We start from the raw sequence: 20451 nt of genomic DNA, 5'->3' as shown, positions 1-20451 counted from the left end.
AGGTCAAATAATGAAAAGCTTGTCGATCTTAAGGACGATGACTGTGGGGAAGACTTCGGTTGGAGCAGTAGGCAGGCCAAGGAGGAAAAGGAAAGTACTGTCGATTCTCGATCTGTCGCTGGCGGGGCTGCCGCCTATCGCAGCCGCCATACTCCTCGCCCGCGATGCCTCTCGCGGCGTCTCATCATTACCATTCTTATTCTCCGGGCGGGCACGCAATGTGCTGCCTCAGCGCACGCCCCCTGCCGCTGCGCGTCCGGTTTCCGGGGACTCTTGCCGGGCGGCGCCTCATGGATCGATTGCCAGCGTCCGGCGACGATCCCCCCGGCGATCTTGTATGACTTCAGCGCTCGGGATTCAGTGAAGTCCATCTCTGCGCTTGCGCATCCGCGGCGGCTAGCCGTCGCGGATACGCAAGCGAATGACAACGGCCGGATTGCCGTTGGCTTTTCATCGCTGTGTGATGCTTGCTGTATCCGCGCGGTGAATCCGGCTCCGTTGCTCGATACGAATTCAAACTAAGAAGAGTCAGCGTGTGATGTTAGGGAACTGTCATTTCTTCGGCCCGTCGGCCGCAAGCCTCATCTTCGAACGTGTATTGCTCAGCCTGATCGCCCTCGTATTCGCGGCCGCAGTCACGGCAGAGGAGTCGACTTCCGAATCCGCCGACACGGTTTTGAACCACGCCGATGCGCTCTATTCCGAGAAGAAGTATGAAGACGCTCGCCGCGAGTACGAGCGGGCGATCGCGATCGATAAAGGCTCGGTGGCGGCTTGGCGGGGGCTCGCTTGGAGCTATTGGGCGCTGGGCGAGAAGACGCGTGCTTATAAAATCTGGACGGATCTTTTCGCGGCCTTTCCCGACGATGTGTCGATTCTGTTGGCTCTGGGCAAGGCCTCTGAGCAGGATCGCCATTGGGACCGGGCACTTGATTATTATTCGCGGGTAATGAAAAACGATCCGGAAGAGGAACAGGCTCATCTCGGAAGGGCTCGGATTTTTTTGGCCCAGCGAGCGTATAAGCCTGCCGAGCGGGAGATTCGGGCCGTGATGAAGCGTGCTCCTGCGGATGCCGCAGTGAGCTCGCTTCTTGCCGATGCCTTGATAGGCCAGCAGCGGTACAAAGACGCCGAGGAGATCTTGAGACCCTTGGTAAAGGCGGAACCGGTGCCGGCAAACCAGCGGCGCCTTGGCCACACCCTGGCCGAGCTCGGCCGATATGAGGAAGCGGCCGAATATTACAGAAAATGTCTTCAGATTCAGCGTGACGATGATTTGGTCGCGGGTTGGCGTCAGTTGGGCTCAAAGCTTAGGCGGCTCGGACAGCGTCAGCGGGCCTATGAGATTTGGCGCGGTCTTTTGAAGGATTTTCCGGGCGACGTACCGACTCTTTTGGCGTTCGGCCGGGCTAGCGAGCAGGACCAGCTTTTGTCTCAGGCGCTCGATTATTACGCGCAGGTGGTGCAAAAAGCACCGGGGGACGAAGCGGCGCACCTCGGCAGAGCAAGGATTTTCTCGGCGCAGAAGGATTATGCTTCGGCCGAGCGAGAGATCAGGTCCATCCTGGATCGCTCGCCCGAGAATGTGGAAGCCAAACTGGCTCTCGTCGAGAACTTGACCTCTACCGGAAATCGGAAGGAGGCGGAGGCCATTTTACGATCGCTGGTGGAACTTGATCACGCCCCCGAGCATTTGCGCCGCCTAGGCACCCTATTGGCCGATCTCGGGAGAAATGAGGAGTCGATTGCCTATCTGAAACAGAGTCTGCAGGCTTCGCCCGACGATTATCTGGCGACATTGGGTCTTGCCCACGCGTATTGGAATGAGCATCGGTACGATGAAGCCGTCGAAGTCCTGAAACGCTATTTGGCAGCCCATCCCGAGAAGGATGTCGCCCGCGCGAGGCTCGCCGAGCACTATACCGCGCTCGGTAATTGGGAGCGGGCGGAGTCGGAGTGGAGATTCCTCGTTGCCAAGCATCCGGAAGACAGTAAATGGACAATCAGGCTTGCTCGGCTTCTGGTTTGGGCAGGGCGTCATGAGGACGCGGTACGGCTCGCCAAGCAGGTCCTCGAGCAAGAACCGGACAATGTAAATGCCTTAGGCCTGATTGCAGATGATGCCGTCTACTCCGGAGACACCGAGGCTGGCGTTCGCTGGCTTACGCGGCTGACCGCCGTCGCGCCATCTCCGGACCGGTTGATCCGGCTCGGAAATCTGCATCTTGAACTGGCTGGGCGCCTCGACAAAGAGGGTAAGCAGGAGGCTTCTGCCATTCATTACGCGGTGGCGCTTCAGGAATTCGAGCATGCCGCGGCACTGGATCCGATCAAGAGCGGAGGGCCGATAGAGCTCATAGAGGCAAAACGTTTGCGGGGATAGATCGCCGAGGCCGTCGAGCTCGCCGAACAGCTTCATGCGAAGTATCCGAATTCTGGCCGTACGCTCCAACAGCTGGTCAATGCGTATTGGGGGCAGGGCGATTTTTCTGCCGCGCGCGATATGCTTGAAGTGATGGAACCTCTATATCCGGGCAAAGTCACCCTACAGCAGAATCTGGCCAAGTTGACGTTTTATAGCGGCGAACAGGGCCGCGCGTTGGAGGCGCTGAACGCACTTTATGAAAACACCGAATCGCCGAGCATTCCGGTTCTTCTCTATCACGGTATCACCGGCTCGAATCGAGAGGATACGGTGCCGCTGAGGCAATTCCGAGACCAGCTGATCGCGCTCAAGAAAGAAGGTTATCAATCCATCACCATGGATCAGCTTCTCGATTTTCTCGAGAAAAAAGATGCGAATCTGCCCCCTAAACCGATACTCATCACCTTCGATGATGCTCGCTCGGACAGTTTTCGGAATGCGGATCCGGTTCTCGCGGAGACCGGATTCAAGGCAACGATGTTCGTGCCGGTGGCGGATGTTGCCACCCGCGGCGCCTATACCGTCGCCTGGCCGGAAATCAGGCGCTACTTTGCGACGGGACGTTGGGATATGCAATGTCACAGTACCGAAGGACAGCACTATGTGCCCGTCGATAAGGACGGCCATTTGGGAAGGTTTCTGGTCAACCGAATGTGGCTGGACGGGGAGGGCCGACTGGAAACCTATGAGGAGTACGCCGCTCGGATCGAAGCGGATTATCGCGACTGCCGGGATGTTCTGAGTCGGGAAGTGCCGGGTTCGAAGATTATCGCCTTTTCGTTTCCCTACAGCGACCAAGGACATAAATCGCTGTCCAATGAGCCTGCCGCTTTCAAGCTCAACCGGCAGCTTCCGGAAAAATATTTTCGGATGGCCTTTCACGTGGAGAATGACTATCTCCTGACCAGGAATTCTCCTCGATTCTATCTCCCACGGTTTGAAGTTCCGCGCGAGTACACCGGAAACGATCTTGTTGCGCGCTTGAAGGCCATCGATCCTATCGCATCGACCTCTAATGAGTTGGCGTTGCTTTACGCCAGTGCGGGCCGATATTCGCAAGCCATGGAGATCTTCGATCGGTTAGGGCGGGAAGGGGCGATGGACGATGCGGAACTGCTCGTCAGGACGGGAAAAGTGCTCCGGTGGAGCGGAGATCATGCGGGTGCTCGCGAGCGTTTGGAGAAGGCGACGGTTCTTCGTCCGAATGACCCGGTGATTCGCCACGAGCTGGCCGAGCTAGACCGCCGTCTCAGACCGATTATGCAAATCGAGGGACTGTACTTTGAAGACAACTCGGATCGGTCGTACTTCAGCATTGCGCCATCCGTGAATTACGGTATTTCGGACAGACTTTCCTTTTGGGGCTATTACAGATACATCGATTTCGATCAGACCGTCGACTTGAGGCCGTCAGGAACGGGCGGAGCGCCGGTGGAAACGGACTTTCAGGCAGTAGGCCACCAATTCGAGGGCAAACTGCGGTATGAGCTGAACGAGCTGGGGCCGCGTTCAGCGATCGCATTTTCGGCGGGGGCTGCCGGTTTTTCGAGCCGATCGTCTCCCGCCGGTTCCCCAGACTCCTCTCCGACCTATCCGTTGGGCTCGATTCATTTCAATACCGGCATAGGCGATAACGTCGATTTCTCGATCGGAGCCGATCACAGCTATGTCAACACGGCGGGCGCCATAGCCAATCATATCTCGTTTTTCAGGGCCGTAGGCGGATTCAAGCTCAGGGCCTTGGATACGCTCAGCTTAGCGGCCAACCATTATTTCTTCTCTTATAGCGATAACAACGAGCGTAACCGGACCGAAGTTCTTATCGAAAACAGGTTTTGGAAAGATCCGGACTTTAGCATAGGCGCACAGTTCACCTTCGACGATACGCGTAAAATGAGCGACTTGTTCTGGACACCGGACAACTATTTCGGATTGATGGCGCCTTTCAGCTTAAGAACCCGGCTCGGCGATGCGGTCTCCGCAGAGGTCACCGTGGCTCCGGGTGTTGGCAAAGAAGCCGGCACCGATTTTAGTTTTCAGCTGAGTGCGGGTGGCAGTGTCAAATGGAACGTGGCCGACAACTTTAGTTTGTATGTAACGGCTTCGAGGTACGAGGCTGCGACCTATTCTAACTTTGCTGCCATCGCCGGCGCCTTGATCGAGTTTTGACACTCATTCCGACGGGCTGTATCTGAAGGATTTTTATCGGCTTCAAGGGACAATTGACTAGGAATAGGATCAATCAGACATGGACGCAGTGAGCTTGTTCAAACCTTTAACCATGTTCGTTGCCGCGGTCGGGATGATTGCTGCACCTTCGGCCTCGGGATTTTCGGACGGATTCGATAGCGATGTCGTGCTTTATGAGACGGCCGACATGAGCGACAGTAACGACAACGATTGGTGGCTGAACTCCGGGGCCTATTTCTACCGGTCAGGCGGAATAGGAATGACCGTGCAGGGAAAGCTTGCCGACGATGATCAGTGGCGGTTGCTGTATGCCACGACCAATCCGGTCGATACCGATGATGGGTATCGGCCACAAAATATATTCCGCCTAGTCACACGATCGAAATTCAAGAATTTTACTCAACAAGTCTATTTCAATATCGAGCGGATCAATGCGTCGGGTAGTCCGAATCGGAACGAATCCAATGGAGTATTGTTTTTTCATCGATATCAGAACGGCGATAATCTGTATTACGCCGGAATACGTGTCGATGGTTATGCGGTAATCAAGAAAAAGCTCAACGGGAAATACTATACGCTGAAAACCGTAGGGATCTATCAGGGGGGATATGACCGCGTTTCTAAACCCAATCTTATTCCTACCAACCAATGGATTGGTTTGAGAACGGTTATATCGGACAATGCTGCCGGCAATGTCATCATTGCGCTTTATCTGAATGATCCTCTACTCGGGGCCGACTGGACCAAGGTGCTCGAGGTCGAAGATACGGGCTCCCCGGTCGCTCCGCTTCTGAACGAAGGCTATGCGGGCATCCGTACCGATTTCATGGATATCCGATTCGATCATTACGAGGCGATCGAGAAACAGGATATAGCCGACGCCGTCCACCGCAACGAGAGCACGACGCTATTCCATGCAATCGGCGAGGCTCCGCTCCACCCCCCGAACGGCATTCCGTTCGTAGTAGCTTCCTTTGACCAAATCGGCCTGTAGCAGCTTCGCCACGTCGGCATCGGCCTCGCTGTTGACGCCCTCGATCAATAATTGGGTGTCCAAGCGGCGAACGGCCAATAGCAGAGAAGATCGCCGTCGGTAATTCTCGGCATCGCGGGCCAATTTCGGGAAAAATCGGGTGTCGAACCGCACGAAATCTGGCGTGAAGCGGTAGAGGAATTCGATGCAATACCGCTCAAGGAAGCTTTCGCCGGCGCGGTCGTCGAATTTGATCGCCGTCGAGTAGCCGCGGTCGCGGTAGTTTCTCAGCCTTTCGAGCAGCAGAACCAGATGGCGGTCGTAAATGGGGCTGATCTGCAGCGTAATGACCACGCGGCGGGTCGAGAGGCCGCAGCGTCGGATGATTTCTTCGAAATAAGCGCCGTGGTCCCGTTTCACCGCGAGGACATGGCGCGGGTGCACGTGCAGGAACAGGTGTCCGTCCTGGTGGGCGACCGGCAGGTAGTTGAGCATGTGAACCGTACGGGTCAGACGGTCGAGGTTCACGATGTTGAGAGCTTCATCCGCGGCCGGGCCGTGAAGCGGCCGATTCGAACCATTCGTCTCGTCCGGTATGAACGAGGATGCGTCGTGGCCGATTACCAGCGACGGCGATTCGGCAAGCCGCACCGGCTGGAGAATACTGCCGACATGCAGATCCCCGAGATATCCTTCGACCCGCGTGCCTTTAAGCCGGAGCGGCGGACTGTTAAGTCCTTGCTCTTCGGCGAAGCGCTGATTGAAATATTCCACGAGTTGTCGCAGAGGCATGGGAAAGCTCCTTTGCATAAGGAAGCTCTGAACAAGTGGATTCCGTTCATGGTTCGACAAGCTCAGGACAGGCCTGTCGAAGGACTTAATCAGAGATTCCATAAAGTAACCACAGAGGCGGCAGACGATCCCGGTCTGCCAGCGGGTTTAAGGCTCCCGCGGTCGGCAAGTAGGTCTGGAATCCTTTCCCGACGCTGTTGTCGGCAAGGGATTGCCGACCTACTCAGGCAAACCGGAAAACGCTTAGCGTCCTGAGCCGTAAATCTGATCGAACACGCCGCCATCCGAAAAATGGGTCTTTTGGGCCTTGTTCCAGTCGCCGAAAACATCCGAGATCTTGAAAAGCTCGAGCTTCTTGAACTGATTGCCGTATTTGGCCAAAACTTCCGGATCGCCGGGCCGATAGAAGTGCTTGCCGGCGATATCCTGGCCCTCCTTGCTGTAGAGGTATTGCAAATAAGCCGTTGCAAGCTCTTCCGTGCCGTGGCGCTTGGCCACCTTGTCGACCACCGTAACCGGCGGTTCGGCCAGAATGCTGAGGGACGGCGTGACGATCTCGAACTTCTGTCTGCCGTATTCCGTGCTGCTGGATCGGCTGTATTCCTTGAGTATCAAATGGGCTTCGTTTTCCCAGGTGACCAGTACGTCGCCGATTTCCCGCTCGGCGAACGTAACGGTCGAGCCGCGCGCTCCCGTGTCCAATACCGCCGCATTCTTGTAGATCTTCTGCACCAGGTCCTTGGCGGCTGCCTCGTTTCCGTGCTTTTTCAGTCCGTAGCCCCAGGCGGCGAGATAGATCCAGCGGGCGCCGCCCGATGTTTTCGGATTGGGCGTGACCACCGAAACGCCGGGCTTGGCGAGGTCGTCCCACTCCTTGATGCCCTTGGGATTTCCCTCGCGCACCAGGAACACCATGGTGGAGGTATAGGGGGCGCTGTTATTGGGCAGACGCGACTGCCAGTTTTCCGGAATCAGCTTGGCTTTTTGATACAACTGGTCGACGTCGTAAGCCAGGGCCAGCGTCACCACGTCCGCGTCCAGCCCGTCGATTACCGCGCGAGCCTGCTTGCCGCCGCCGCCGTGGGATTGTTTGACGGTAACCGTGTCCCCGGTCTTCTCGCGCCAGTACTTGGCGAAGGCCGCGTTGTATTCTTCGTAAAACTCGCGGGTGGGGTCGTAGGAGACATTAAGCAGGCTGACGGCGGCGGCTTCGGTGGTGGACGAAGCGGCCAAGGCTATGCCGAGCAGAGCGGTGTTCAAGGTGTTTCTTAAATTTTTGAGTGTCATGAGGCTGGCTCCTTTTAATAAGAGAACTGGAATCGGGTGAAAAAGATCTTTTCGGTGGGCCGGTCGCCGTTGCCGGCTGCGCCGCCGTCGAAATGGGTCTGCTCGTAATCGGCCATGACTTTTACGTTATTGTTCAAATACCAGTTCAAGCCCAGCGCCCAGGAGGTCGCCTTGCTGACGGATTGGGCCGGGTTGGCGAAAAAGAGCGTGCTGGTCGCACGCGGATCGAAATCGCGAAAGGTATCGTCATCAACATCCAGCTCGCTCCAACGTCCCGCGACTTGCCACGCGCCCCATTGGCCGTTGAACGGATTAAACGCATGGCGGGGCTTTACGCCGTTGAAGCTGCTGTCCTCGCCGGTCAGGACATAGGAGAGCGCCACCTGCCAAGCGGTATTGTCCTGCCTCGTCTTCGCATTGATGGTAGGGCCGGTGATTGTGGATCGGCGGAGTTCCTGAGATGAGATGGCATATTCGCTGAGCAGTCCGAACGGTCCCCAATACCAGTACAGCTGCGGGTAGACCCGATAGTGATAGCCGTTTACCGAGGTGGCCGTGGCCGTGCTGTTGGCTTCGCTATACCTCAGGATTCTTTGCTGTCCGGGGCTGGTAAGTCCGGGGATGCTTGTTTCGTTGCGCGGGTGTCCCCAACTGCCGGCAACGCCGAGACCGAGTCCTTCCAAAGGTCCGATGCCGCTGTGCTGGAAGGGATGGGCGAACACCCGTCCTTGAAACTCGAAATCGTCATTCAAATCGGTGTCGATGAATCCATTGTCGCGAGCGCCATTGAATACGCCCAACTGATAGGTGATGAAGTCGTTGAAATTGTGCGGACCGCCATACTGGGTGGTGTAGCCGGGTTTGGCGAATTCGCCGTGCAGCAGAACGCCGACGTCACGGTTCGGTGCCAATTGCGTGGGGTAAGCGCGTTCGGCGAAGGTCAATGCGGTGGCCGACTGCAAACGCTCCAAGCTGATCGGCGCTTTTTGTTTGCCTACGTTGAGACTGGCGAAAGGCAAGTAATGGAGATCCAGGTAGGCGTCGAAGAGCCGGGATTGACCTCCGCCGAAGTCAGGCGCAATGCGGAAGTCGGCGTATTTGAACAAGGTGCCGTCGAAGTTCAAGCGTGCTCGGCGGATGGTGAACTTGTCCGCGATGGCATCGCCCGAGGAATCGTCCATGAAGATATTGCCGTCGGCCTGGACGTAGCCGCGTAACCTGAGTTGGTGGTCCCCATCCGGCGAGGTGATTCTGAAACCGGCGGAACCGGCTTCTACCCGCGGCGTTTTCTTGGCGTTGGCTTCGGTGACCTCGTGTTCGACTTCCAGTTTGCGTTCCAAAATTTTCACCTTTTGATCGAGCGCTTTCACGTCCGGCTCGGATGCCGTTGATGTGGATGCGGGCTTCTTCGAACGCAGCTTCTGGTTTTCCGCCTCTGAGGCTTCGAGTCGTCTTTCGAGTTCCAGGATGTGGCGTTCCAGCTTTTCGAAACGCTGTTCGGCAGTAATGGCCGAAGCTTCGGGTGCGAACCCCAGCCAGGCGCTGCCCACCCCCGCCGCCCACAGTAAAGACCATCGGTTTTGCATGATCGTGACCCCTTATCACATTCAGGCAGTTCCGGTGATCCGGTCAGCGTGCCGAGTCGTATTTTTCTTGTTGAACCTCCGGTGAACCGGTGGGCTGATTTCGATAATGGAAAAAAGAATGTGTACTGCTGATCGCTGTCTTAGTCCGCGGACGCGGCGGGACAGGCGAGATTGAGGCGAAGCTTTTCCTTGCGTTCGATCTGGACGATGCGTCCGTCATGCACGATGATCTCGACCGAGCCAAAACGTAGCCCCTGCAAGGCTTCCAGGATCTTTTGGGTTGTCAGCGATGTTTGTGAAGCTTGATAAGGCAAACGGTTGTTGAGCGTCATAGCGCAAGCCTTGGCTATTTTCCTGTTTAGTCTTTATCCTACGGTTCCGCGTTCGGGCGCCTTGATTCCGTGTGCTTTGTGAGGGACAAGGCCATGCTTCCGAATCGTCGTTGGAGGCATGTTAACAGCGAAGGTTAAAACTAAAAAGAATAAAAGATATAAAACTTATAACTAATTATAATAATAATAAAATCCAAGCTGTACGGCGGCAGTCGAGGCAGGCATGTGAGGAAATGAGGCAAGCAGACGGAACAAAGAGCCGAACGTTTCCGGCGAATAGATCGGCCGCGAGGTTTTGATTATTTGTTTGATCGCTCCTTCATCTCGGTACCTTGTTCCATAAGTTTTTGGATATGTTCCTGCATCATATCCGGATCGTGCGGGGACGTCCGAATCTGGAGGAGTTTGAGGTGCTCCAATTTGAGACGCTCCCGCTCCTCGTCAGTCTTGGCATCTCGAATCTGGTGCATCAGGTCGTGCATTTTCAATAGATACTCTTGCCGCTCTTTCAGACGTTTTATCTGTTGTTCTCCTCCCTGGATTTCAGGCGAACGCGCCTGCGGTCGAGCCGGTTTTTCTTCCGCCGGAAGGAGTGGATTCAAGACGCACAAGCCCAGGATAATCGCCAGGGCTTTTCCTGTCTGTTTCATGATCATGCTCCGTTTTTCGGGGATGTCGGCGTCGTTTCATCACGTCTTCCTGACTTAGACGGCGCCGAAACGGCGCGATTCGATTTTGACGAATGTTTGAAAAAGTTCTTTTAGGGAAAACCTGGGAAGGCCCCGATGATTTTGTCGAATGTCGAATAATTATCGAGCCGATACTGGCATAATAGAAATCTGGAGACCATGCGCCAAGGCGGCTCTTTTAGGGCAGTCGATTGCCGAATTTCATCAGTCGGTCATAAAACAAGCAAAACATCCACATCGATGACCAAGAACAAAATCGGCTCGAACGGATTGGCCGGAACTCCACGATAACCCACACTCGCATTCATGCTGACTCAGTCCTTATCGCGCGCTGATTATTCCGGCTCTCTGATCTTGTGCGTTCTTGCGTTGGTGAATTATCTGCTGTTTTACGTGATCAATATCACGCTGGCGCGCAACCTTTCGGTTCGGGATTTCGACGATTTCAGCGTAGCTCTGTCCGCTATCACCATTTTGTCCACCGTGGCCACGCTCGGACTCGACAAGTACGCATTGCGCTGCATTCCGGTTTATCGGGAGCGAGGAGATTGGACGCGCAGCTTGGGGTTTTGGACCTTCTCCCTGCGTACGATCGTACTTTTCAGCCTACTCCTCGCCTTCATTGGGTTGATGCTCGGCATCGCCTCGGGAGCGAATTCTCCCATCGCCCTGGTCATTCTCGTCCTGTTCTTGCCCGCCATCGCCCCCGCCTTGTTTCTGGTCGAGGTGGTTACGGCGAACGGCAGGCAAATCGAGGCGGTCATGATCTACCGCTTGCTTTTGCCGACCAGCTTTCTTTTTTTCGTCTACCTGATTTTTCTATTCGATTTGCCGATGACGGCGGTCGGCGTCGCCTGCGGTTATGGCTTGGCCTGGCTATGGACCCTGAGTGCGATACACCAGTTGGCCCGGCTCACGATGCCGGAAGATACGTGGCGGGCTCGGCCCGACTTTTTGAGGGCCAAATGGGTGCGGCGGGCGGTGCCGCTGTTGCTGAACAGTTGGATGTTGAGCGTGATGGCCGGATCGGGAGTGATCGTCTTGGAACTGCTCTATCCGTCCGATGCGATCGTGGGCACCTATGCCGTCGCCGCGCAGACCGGCACTTTCATCGTGCTTCTGGCCAATACGGCGAACCGGTTTTATCTGCCGCTGACGTCGATGTTCATGGAGCGCGCGGACGGCTTGTCCTTGCGGCGTTTGATGCGGCACAGGCTAATGGTGGTGGGCGGGCTGGCGATCGCTTTTCTGACCGTCGTCGTGGTGCTCGGACAAACCATTCTCGACTGGTTCGGCCCCAATTTCAGCCATGGCTACGAAGCGCTGTGCGTGCTTGCGGTGGGCGCCTCGGTCAACGCCATTTTCTCGGATTCGCCCTATTACCTACAGTTTATGAAGCAGAGCCGCAGCGTATTCGTTTCCACCAGTTATGCGGTAGTCATCAATCTGGTACTCGGTTTTTATCTGTCCGAGCGATTCGGCGCGGTGGGCGCGGCTTACGGCTACTCCTTGTCGATGTGCTTTCTGTTTGTCCTCTTGCGTTATCAGACGCGTCGACACTTGAATGCCGTTGGCGGACAGATCGCTTTTTGAAGCGAGCCTCGCTCTCTGGGCTAGAATACGCAGCCTGAACGACCGGCTGCCGCCGAATCATGGGCCGGGGGACAGAATCAGAGCATGGGTATCTTCGCGCCTTTGAGAATCAGACCGTGAAACCATTTTCCTATCGCTATGCCCAAGTAAGGGGCTGGGCGCTGCTCGGCCTTTTGCTGTTGGTGCTCGTCCTCCTCGGCGGCATGATTTGGCGCAACCTGGAGCGGTTTGAAACCGTGCGCGCCTACGTCGGCTACGCCCATCATATTCAGGAGGTCGCATTCAAATTGCAGGACGCGCTGACGGGGTACTTTACGACCGGGTCAAACCGCCGCTTGCATGCGCAACAGCTTTCCGAGCTTTCCACCCGGCTTGCGGAACTGGCGCGGCATGATTATCACGTCGCGGCCGATACGCCGAACAAACTGACCGAAGTCAGCAGACTGATCGTCGAAATCAGCCGGGAGCGCTTGCCCCCGGAGAGCCAGGAAGCGCTCTTGCTGCGCGCACTCAAAATAACCAGCGCCATGCTGGACCAAGAGACACTGGAGCGGGAAAGATTGGTGGAGGAGATCGGCCAGGCGACCCGTACCGAAATCTCGCTGGTATTCGGAGTACTGGCGGCCATTCTGCTGTTCGGGGGAGTGTTCTTCCGCCGCCAAATCCTGGCGCCGCTGAACAACCTCAAGGAACTGCTGCTGCGCCTCGCCCACGAAGATTTCACGCCGATCGAAACCGCGCGGATCGACCCGCTCTTGCTGCCGGTGTTCAATAGCTATAACGATATGGTCAAGCGTCTGGCCGAGCTGGAGGAAGTCAAGCGCCACCACGCGGAATCCCTCGAAGCGGAGGTGCGCGCGGCCACGCGGGCCTTGCTGGAGCAACAGGCCAGTCTGTCCCGTACCGAACGATTGGCGGCGGTCGGCGAGCTGGCGGCCGGTATCGCCCACGAATTGCGCAACCCTCTCGCCGGCATCCAGATGACCTGCGTCAATCTCCGCAACGAGATCGACGATACCGAACAGGCGGAGAGGGTCGATTTGATCATCGCCGAGCTGAAGCGGATGGGACGGCTCCTCAACGAACTGCTCGATAATGGCCGACATACCCCGGCGCCCGTTGCCGAATGCGACGTCGGCGTGTTGATCCGCGAATTGGTGACGCTGACCCGTTACCAGATCCAGCCCAACATCAGGCTCGATTGGAGCGCATCGAACGATTTGGTCTGCCGGCTGCCGGGATGCCGTCTGCGCCAGACCTTGCTCAATCTGATTCTGAACTCGGCGCAGGCTATCGGAGATCAAAACGGAACGATAGAAATTTGTGCCTGTCGAGGAGATGACCACGTTCTCCTCACGGTGACCGACGATGGGCCTGGGTTTCCCGAGGAGATCCTGCAAACCGGCATTCGTCCTTTCGCAACCGGGCGGCCCGGCGGTACCGGCCTCGGTCTGGCCATGGTTCAGCGCTTCACGCGCGACCTGGGCGGGCAGCTGGATATTTCGAATGTCGAGCCCCGTGGAGCTCGGGTGAGTTTAACGCTTCCTTGTCAATGGGTCTGAGTTTGCCGTGCTGAATACCTTGCTGATCATCGAAGACGAGGCCTTGTTCGGTTCCGAACTGACGCGCCACTATCGCAAGGCGGGTTGGGAAGTGGAATGGGCCAAAGACCTCAAGGATGCGAAAGAGTTGCTGCTGGAACAGGGATTCGAGCCGATCTTGATCCTGTCCGACATGAATCTGCCGGACGGCAACGCTCTGGATTTCATGGAATCGCTTCAAGGGCAGATCGCCAATACCGAATGGCTGCTGCTCACCGGGTACGGGAGCGTGCCGGATTCGGTGCGGGCTTTGCGCCTGGGTGCGTACGACTTCCTCGAAAAGCCGTGCGAGATGTCGCGGCTCGACTTGGTGATCGCCGCCGCCGCCCGCAGCGCCCAGGCCCAAAAGCGCCTGGCGCAGCAAGTCCGCCAGCGCTATCGCCGTTATTCGCCGGAGGCCTATGTCGGCAAGAGCCGAGCGGCGCAGCGGGTGCGCGAGATGTTGACGCGCTTGACCCAAGTGCCTTTCAGCGCCTTGATCATCGGCGGCGAAACCGGCACCGGCAAGGGCCTCGCGGCCCGCATCCTGCATTATGGCGGGAAACGGGCGGAAAACCCGTTGATCGAGCTCAATTGCGCGGCGCTGCCGCGCGAGCTCCTGGAATCCGAACTGTTCGGGCATGAGGCCGGCGCATTCACGGGCGCCCTGTCACGGCACCGGGGATTGATCGAACAGGCCGAAGGCGGCACCTTGTTCCTCGACGAGATTGGCGAGATGGCTCCGGATCTTCAGTCCAAACTCCTCAAGGCGATCGAGGACCGGAAAATCCGCCGGCTGGGCTCGGAGAAGGAAATCTCGGTCGATGTGCAAATCCTCGCGGCAAGCCATAGGGATCTGGAGGACATGGTCAAGCGCGGCGAATTCCGCGGCGATCTTTACCATCGCTTGAGCGTGTTCAAGCTCACCCTGCCGCCCCTCAGGGACATCAAGGAGGACTTGGAAGATTTGGTGGAGCTTTTCGTGGCCGAGTTCAACGCCAAGGCCGGCAAGCACGTCAAGGTGGTTCCGGAAGCGGCCTGGGCGGAATTGCGGGCGCACGACTGGCCCGGCAATGTACGGGAATTGCGGAACGTCATCGAGCGTTGCGTGCTGTTCGCCGAGGGGCCGCTGTTGCCGGTCGAATGGTTGCAGCTGCGCCGGCACGGCGAAAAAGGGATGTTGGGCATCGATGCCGCGAGCGCGGACGGATTGTTCATTCCGCTCGACGGGAGCATGGCGTTGGACGATATGGATTGCTACATCATCCGAACCACCCTGGAGCGCCACGACGGCAACGTCACCGCCGCCGCCCGCGCCCTCGGCACGACCCGCGAAACGCTGCGCTATCGCATCCGGAAGTACGGGCTGAAAGAATCGAGCTGATCCGGCTATCGGCTTTCAGCACCGGTACGAGGCTAACGCGTCCCAGTGCCGGTACAGGACATCGCATTTTTGACTGGTTTTCGTTCCGTTTCCGGTTTCTGCTGGCCGGTTTGCCGGAGCACTCTAAGTTCGATTGTACGGTGAGGGAGCCGACGTAGTGCCGGCTTTCGGCAAGCGTCTTGAATCCCTCTCGATTCCCCTGTGCAAAAGAGGGCGGGCGGAATGGTTTTCATCCCGCCCGTTGCCGTGTCCGCACAAGCATGATGAAAACTCTCGCCCCGAACGACTGGGAGAGGTTCATTCGGTGACCCGGATGCGGTTCAAATACACCGCCTAAGCGGGTGGTCTTGAACCAGTCCACACTCAAATACCTCGCCAACTAAGTCATTTATATGAAAAATCAATAAGATAGAATTTTTCTGCATCTGGCATGGAAGTCGCTTCACCGGACTCGGTTAATGCAGTTTTGTGAGTGCGACTATGGTTTCGATCCAAGCTTTGCGCCGGGTGCCCCGAACCGGTCTGCCGGGGCTTAGAGACCATTGGCGATCGGATCTCGTATCCGGCTTTTTGGTGTTTCTCATCGCTTTGCCTCTGTGCCTCGGCATCGCCATGGCCTCCGGATTTCCGCCCATGGCGGGGATCATCAGTGCCGTGATCGGCGGGGTTGTGGTGTCCAGGATCAACGGCTCTCACGTCACCGTCAACGGTCCCGCCGCCGGACTCATCGTAGTGATCCTCTCGGCGGTCCAATCCTTGGGCCAAGGCGATGCCATGGCGGGTTACCGCTACACTCTCGCCGCCATTGTGATGGCCAGCGTTCTGCAAATTCTCATGGGCCTCTTGAAAGCCGGGAAGCTCAACGCCTATTTCCCGGCCGCGGTAGTGCACGGCATGCTGGCCGCCATCGGGATCATCATTATGGCCAAGCAAATCCACGTGATGCTCGGAGTGAAACCGGAAGACGGCGAAATACTCTCCGCGATCGCCGGGATTCCGCGCAGTGTGATGGCCGCCAACCCTGAAATCGCCCTGATCGGATTGCTGGGGCTGGTTATTTTGATAATCTGGTCGTGGGTCAGAAATCCGTATCTCAGGATGATCCCGGCCCCCCTGATCGTCATCGTCGTCGGCATGGCCCTGGGCCGGTATTTCGACCTGGAGCACGAACATGTCTTCCTGTTCCTGCCGCACCACGAGTACACGATAGGGCCGAGGTTCCTGGTCTCGATTCCGGAAGACGTTCTGGCGAGCTTTTACTTTCCGGACTTTTCGAAGATCGCGACGGTCGAGTTCTGGGGAGCCGTGATGTCGATCGGCCTGATCGGAAGCCTCGAATCGCTCCTGAGCGCCACGGCCGTTGACAAGCTCGATCCTTACAAGCGCCGTTCGGACCTGAACCGGGATTTGACCGCGGTAGGCGTGGGGAACCTGCTATCCGGACTGATCGGCGGGCTCCCGATGATCGCCGAGATCGTCCGTTCGTCGGCGAATATCAACAACGGGGCGAAGACCGGCTGGGCCAACTTTTTTCACGGCCTCCTGCTGGGCCTCTTCGTGGTGTTTTTTCCCCATGTCATCCATGAGATTCCGCTGGCGTCTTTGGCGGCGCTTCTGGTGTACACCGGCTTTCGCCTGGCTTCGCCCCGCCAGTTCGCCAAGACCATGGACATCGGCAAGGAACAGTTGGCGCTCTTCTGCGTCACGATTGTGGGCATTCTGACGACCGATCTATTGGTGGGGGTTGCAATCGGCATTGCCGCCAAGCTGATGATCCACATCTTTCGCGGCGTGGAACTCAAGCACCTGGCCAGGCTCGATTATGCGTTGAAGCAAACATCGCCCGGCACCTATCACGTCCGAATCGGCGGGTCGGCGATATTTTCCAATTTTCTGGCGCTCAAGCGCGTGGCGGCGGAATTGCCCGCCGGTCAGACAGTGATCTTCGATCTGGCGGACGCTTACCTCATCGACCATACGGTGATGGAATTCCTCGACCATTTCCGCCACGACTATCGCGACCACGGCGGCGAATGCCATCTTGCCGGTCTCGAAAACCACGAACCCTACGCCGACCATCCCTTGGCCGCACGGCGAAGGCGGCGGCCCATGGGGCGCCGGATCGTCTTCAAGATCGTCAAGAGCAGCTGATCCGGGAACGAAATGACCGCCATATCCCTCGCTCCGCTATCGATTCCGTTGGTCCGGTTCGCCGAGCCTCTTACCAAGGCGCTGGAAACCGAATACCAGGCCGAACGCATCATCGCGGCGCTGCGCCGCTGTCCTCAACGCAGGATCGAATTGGATTTCACCGGGCTTACCGATGCCAGTTTGGCGTTCTGCGACGAATTTTTCCGGCTTGCGGAGCGCGAACTCCCGGAAACCTGGCTGGTGCCCCGGCATTACGTTCACCCGTATCCGTGTCTGGTTCACGAACTGGTGAGCCGTTTGGAGCGATTGCGTGAAAAGACCTGGATCAAAGGGTGCGAATCGTTCATGACCGGAGCCGATCCCGGTCAGCGAAGTCATCGAACTTCCGCTGTTTGAGGCTCCGATGCTCGTAAGCGCCCGCCCTAGAGTTTTTCCCCGCGGTTTAGCGGTGCGGATTGGGAAATGCGTGGGTCGGCAATCCTTTGCCGACAAAGCCCTCGTCGACCCAGTGTGTCGGCAAAGGATTGCCGACCTACTGCCGCACCGACCGGAAAAACGCTCCGATTGCGTCTCTTATTTCAACGCGGGCAATGCGCCTTTGCGAGTGCCGATGTAACCGATCACCGCGCGATGCAGGGCGTGCCACTTCTCGTTCAGCTTCGCGATCACGAGATCCTTGTCGTGCCCTGTGTAGTTTTTATTCACTTCCTCGCCGGCGTGCTGGAAATTGCTCATGATGTAGGAGAAGCCGTGGGCATTTTCCACGATCTGTAAACCGGCCGCTTCCGCGCCCATCGGCGTGGAAAGGATGCGCGCCAAGCGGCGATTGTCTACGTTGTAGGCCCAGACGTAGTTATTGTTGCGGCGACTGGTGTCTTCGCCGATAAAAAGCGTGCGGCTCGCGGGCGAAAACTTGAGATTGTCCGGTCCGCAAACCTTGTCCTGCTCGCAGCGGTTGCCTTCGGCATCCTTTCTGTCTTCGCCGTTGTCATTCTTGCCCAGCCACCCGCCCAGGAGCTCCGGTACGGATCTCATGGCGGACGCCACGAAGCGGCTATCGATCCCGGCTTCATGGCCGTCGGTCAGCTTGAGCTCGTAAACCGCCCCGCCGTCGTTTTGAGGCAGGCGAATATCGCCGGTGCCGTCGGCCATGCCTTTTTCGATACGCGAGATGGCGACATACGCCTTGCGTCCGCTCGGATCGTGGGCGACGCCTTCCATTTTGGAGAATTCGGTCGTGGCTCCGAGATAGGCCGCGTAACGGCGGGTTTCCAGAAAAGCCGCGGCTTTTTCCATATGGGGCTTGAGCCGCAGCCATTCGGTGCCGGTGTAGGTGGTGACTTTCTTGTAGCCATGCTCATGGGGGTCGGTATTGCTGGCGTCGAATATGTCGGCGAACTTGATGCCGTTATCGACCAGGGCCCTGATTTCGGCATCCGCGGCCGAGCCCAGCTTGATCCAGGTCAGCTTCGCCGCTCCTCCTCTCGACGCCGTGGTTTGTTTCCATTTGGCGGCGTAAAGCGTGCCTGACGACAGATCCTCGGGGTGGTCGGCGATGAACATGAACAGCCCGGTATTGACGCCGTCGTCGCCCATGTAAGCCGTGCGCCGGTCGGGCATTATTTCGGCCAATTCCCGCGAAAACCGGCCCAGGACGTAGTGCTTGACGGCCGATGCGGTTCCGTTGGCGTCGATCTTTACCTCCGGCACCAAACCATAGTGATAGGCATTGGCGTGTGCGGCATCGCCGAAGTAATACCGGCTGAACGAGTCGATGTCTGTGGTGTCGTCGCTGTCCTCGGTCTTGGCGCCGCCGCCCCGAACCTTGGCGTCCGGTTCGTATTCTTCGCTGCCGAGATGCGTGTTCCAGGGCGAAAGCGAGGCGGCGCAGGCTATCCAAAGACCGTTCACGCTGCCGAAGCTGATGTTGTGGTAATCCGCAACCGTCAGGGCGCCGGTGGATTTGTTTTGATCGAGCTTGGCAAAGCTCGCGGTCGCCGGCAGCTTGCTCCAGAAGCGTCCCGATTGCCCGGCGGGCGGCAGTTCCTTGTATTCGTACTGGGTGACCAGGGCCAGGGCTTCGTTTCGAAGAGGATCCTGGGCCTTCATGCCCGGTATCGCCATCAGGGAGTTGCCGTCCGGCGAATCCGAGGCGATTTGTCCGTAGGTGTCGGCCAGCGGGTGATCATGGTAGTCGTACAAGCCGCCCACGGTATGCCCGGCGATCGAATCGGCGGTGCCCATCAGTTCGTGATAACTCAGATCGTAAGTCCGGCTCTTGCCGTTCCGGTAAATCACTTTCATCCGGGCTTTGCTGTAAATGTCCGTTTTCTCGTCGGCGGTGACGGGAGCAGGCATCCCGATGAATTCGACCGATTTGACGGTTGGGGCGGCGTCGGCCGAACCGGCGAAAGTCAGCAGCGAGAGCGCTGACGAAACGGCTACGGTGAAAGCGTTCATTCTTGGCATTATTCGAAAAATATTTAACCCTAGTCGACGAATGTTAAATTCTTGTGACAATACGCCGAACAGGTGAGGCATTTGCCCTATGGTCCAGGCATTTCCCGCAAAAGGCGCGCCATAATCCGTTTGCGCATGCGATTTCTGGCTGATCCGGTATGTGGAATGAAACGTGCTTGTAACAATCGGCGGCTTGCTTCGGCAAGCCGTCTGATTCGCCTTTTTAACCGACTGATTAGGGAGTGGATTGCTCATGAAGACATTTATCGGTGTGATCACAGGGATTCTTTTCTTTTTCGGCGGGACTGCCGCGCAGGCCGCCCTGCTGGAAGGCCAATCGGTTTATTTCCAGTTTGCGGACGAGGACCTGGATTACTTCGGGACACCGTCCATCGACGGCGATACCCTGAGCTTCGCCTTTTCCGATCGTTCTGCCGCCTCGGCTTCCCAGCGCCTAAGGGAAACCATGGAATTTCAGGTCATCGCCAAGGACGGATTTCTGATCGATCAGTTTCACTTGGCCGAGGGCGGCGACTACGCACTCGCCGGAAAGAACAGCAGCGCTTCGGCCAGCAGTCGGCTCCGGCTCGACGACTTTACCAACGACGAACTGTTCCGCGACTCGGGTGAAAAATCCTTCCGCCTCGGCGGCAGCGGCGGCGAAAAGGCGGGCAGCTGGACCACGCTGTTCGAGCAGTCGATTGCCCGGAGCGAAGAACTGGACGTCCTCTTGACGACGATGCTGGGGGCCGTTCCGGTGGGCAGTCAGGGTGAGGCCTGGATCGATCTGAACTCGATCCGCGTGACCATCGGCGCGGTTCTGTCCGGCGGCGAACCGGCCCCGGTGCCTTTGCCCGCGGCCGTGTGGCTCTTGGCCTCCGGACTCGCCGGTTTGAGCGGCGTGACGGCCGCCAAGAAGCGCCGCAGCGTGCTTTTACGCGCATAACAAACATCATCGGCCGATAAGCGCCGCGTGTATCTCGGGTACGGGAGGAATTCGGCCAAAAGT

15 protein-coding genes are annotated in these 20451 nt (G+C 57.5%); 9 read left to right on the top strand and 6 right to left on the bottom strand.

The genetic code is table 11. The features are described from left to right. Positions 1-538 precede the first annotated feature (538 nt). The 3 genes from ACWJJK_RS17720 (at position 539) to ACWJJK_RS17710 (ending at position 5609) form a co-directional block, all read left to right on the top strand. Positions 539-2383 carry a tetratricopeptide repeat protein gene (locus ACWJJK_RS17720; protein ID WP_454129051.1) on the top strand — a complete coding sequence of 615 codons (1845 nt, stop codon included), beginning with the start codon at positions 539-541 and terminating at the stop codon, positions 2381-2383. A 132-nt stretch (positions 2384-2515) separates the two neighbouring features. Then, a complete protein-coding gene (locus ACWJJK_RS17715) occupies positions 2516-4594 on the top strand; it encodes a polysaccharide deacetylase family protein (RefSeq protein WP_454128328.1) in 2079 nt (692 codons plus the stop codon). A gap of 79 nt (positions 4595-4673) precedes the next feature. After that, positions 4674-5609 carry a hypothetical protein gene (locus ACWJJK_RS17710; protein ID WP_133716754.1) on the top strand — a complete coding sequence of 312 codons (936 nt, stop codon included), beginning with the start codon at positions 4674-4676 and terminating at the stop codon, positions 5607-5609. Here ACWJJK_RS17710 and ACWJJK_RS17705 read toward each other — a convergent pair. The 5 genes from ACWJJK_RS17705 to ACWJJK_RS17685 form a co-directional block, all read right to left on the bottom strand. Then, positions 5523-6380, bottom strand: a complete 858-nt coding sequence (locus ACWJJK_RS17705) for an EAL domain-containing protein (RefSeq protein ID WP_133716755.1) — start codon at positions 6378-6380, stop codon at positions 5523-5525. The genes ACWJJK_RS17710 and ACWJJK_RS17705 overlap by 87 nt on opposite strands. 243 nt (positions 6381-6623) lie before the next feature. Beyond that, positions 6624-7667 (bottom strand): sulfate ABC transporter substrate-binding protein, encoded by a 1044-nt coding sequence (locus ACWJJK_RS17700; protein WP_454128327.1) that lies wholly within the window; start codon positions 7665-7667, stop codon positions 6624-6626. A 14-nt stretch (positions 7668-7681) separates the two neighbouring features. Continuing rightward, positions 7682-9253, bottom strand: a complete 1572-nt coding sequence (locus ACWJJK_RS17695; protein ID WP_086134948.1) for an OprO/OprP family phosphate-selective porin — start codon at positions 9251-9253, stop codon at positions 7682-7684. Positions 9254-9393: 140 nt separating this feature from the next. After that, a complete protein-coding gene (locus ACWJJK_RS17690) occupies positions 9394-9585 on the bottom strand; it encodes a YezD family protein (protein WP_077727870.1) in 192 nt (63 codons plus the stop codon). Positions 9586-9884: 299 nt separating this feature from the next. Then, on the bottom strand, positions 9885-10235 hold the full coding sequence (locus ACWJJK_RS17685) for a hypothetical protein (protein WP_143735027.1): 351 nt from the start codon (positions 10233-10235) through the stop codon (positions 9885-9887). Positions 10236-10580: 345 nt separating this feature from the next. Between ACWJJK_RS17685 and ACWJJK_RS17680 the strand changes: the two genes are divergently transcribed. The 5 genes from ACWJJK_RS17680 (at position 10581) to ACWJJK_RS17660 (ending at position 17378) form a co-directional block, all read left to right on the top strand. Beyond that, positions 10581-11867 carry an oligosaccharide flippase family protein gene (locus ACWJJK_RS17680; protein ID WP_077727872.1) on the top strand — a complete coding sequence of 429 codons (1287 nt, stop codon included), beginning with the start codon at positions 10581-10583 and terminating at the stop codon, positions 11865-11867. Between the two features lie 116 nt (positions 11868-11983). After that, positions 11984-13429 (top strand): sensor histidine kinase, encoded by a 1446-nt coding sequence (locus ACWJJK_RS17675; RefSeq protein WP_240502349.1) that lies wholly within the window; start codon positions 11984-11986, stop codon positions 13427-13429. Between the two features lie 7 nt (positions 13430-13436). Then, positions 13437-14831: a sigma-54-dependent transcriptional regulator gene (locus ACWJJK_RS17670; RefSeq protein ID WP_454128326.1), complete on the top strand. Its 1395-nt coding sequence runs from the start codon at positions 13437-13439 to the stop codon at positions 14829-14831. Between the two features lie 480 nt (positions 14832-15311). Continuing rightward, a complete protein-coding gene (locus ACWJJK_RS17665) occupies positions 15312-16982 on the top strand; it encodes a SulP family inorganic anion transporter (RefSeq protein WP_086133048.1) in 1671 nt (556 codons plus the stop codon). Between the two features lie 12 nt (positions 16983-16994). Further along, entirely contained in the window at positions 16995-17378 is a 384-nt protein-coding gene (locus ACWJJK_RS17660; RefSeq protein ID WP_156881941.1) for a hypothetical protein, read from the top strand. A 177-nt stretch (positions 17379-17555) separates the two neighbouring features. On the opposite strand, the gene ACWJJK_RS17655 is transcribed toward ACWJJK_RS17660, so the two are convergent. Further along, positions 17556-19442, bottom strand: a complete 1887-nt coding sequence (locus ACWJJK_RS17655) for a PhoX family protein (RefSeq protein ID WP_454128325.1) — start codon at positions 19440-19442, stop codon at positions 17556-17558. A gap of 253 nt (positions 19443-19695) precedes the next feature. On the opposite strand from ACWJJK_RS17655, the gene ACWJJK_RS17650 reads away from it, so the two are divergent. After that, positions 19696-20388 carry a VPLPA-CTERM sorting domain-containing protein gene (locus ACWJJK_RS17650; protein WP_454128324.1) on the top strand — a complete coding sequence of 231 codons (693 nt, stop codon included), beginning with the start codon at positions 19696-19698 and terminating at the stop codon, positions 20386-20388. Positions 20389-20451: the final 63 nt, after the last annotated feature.

The organism is Methylocaldum gracile (assembly GCF_053646815.1).
Note: the sequence above shows the minus strand (reverse complement) of the source record. Positions and strands in the feature narration are given on the sequence as shown.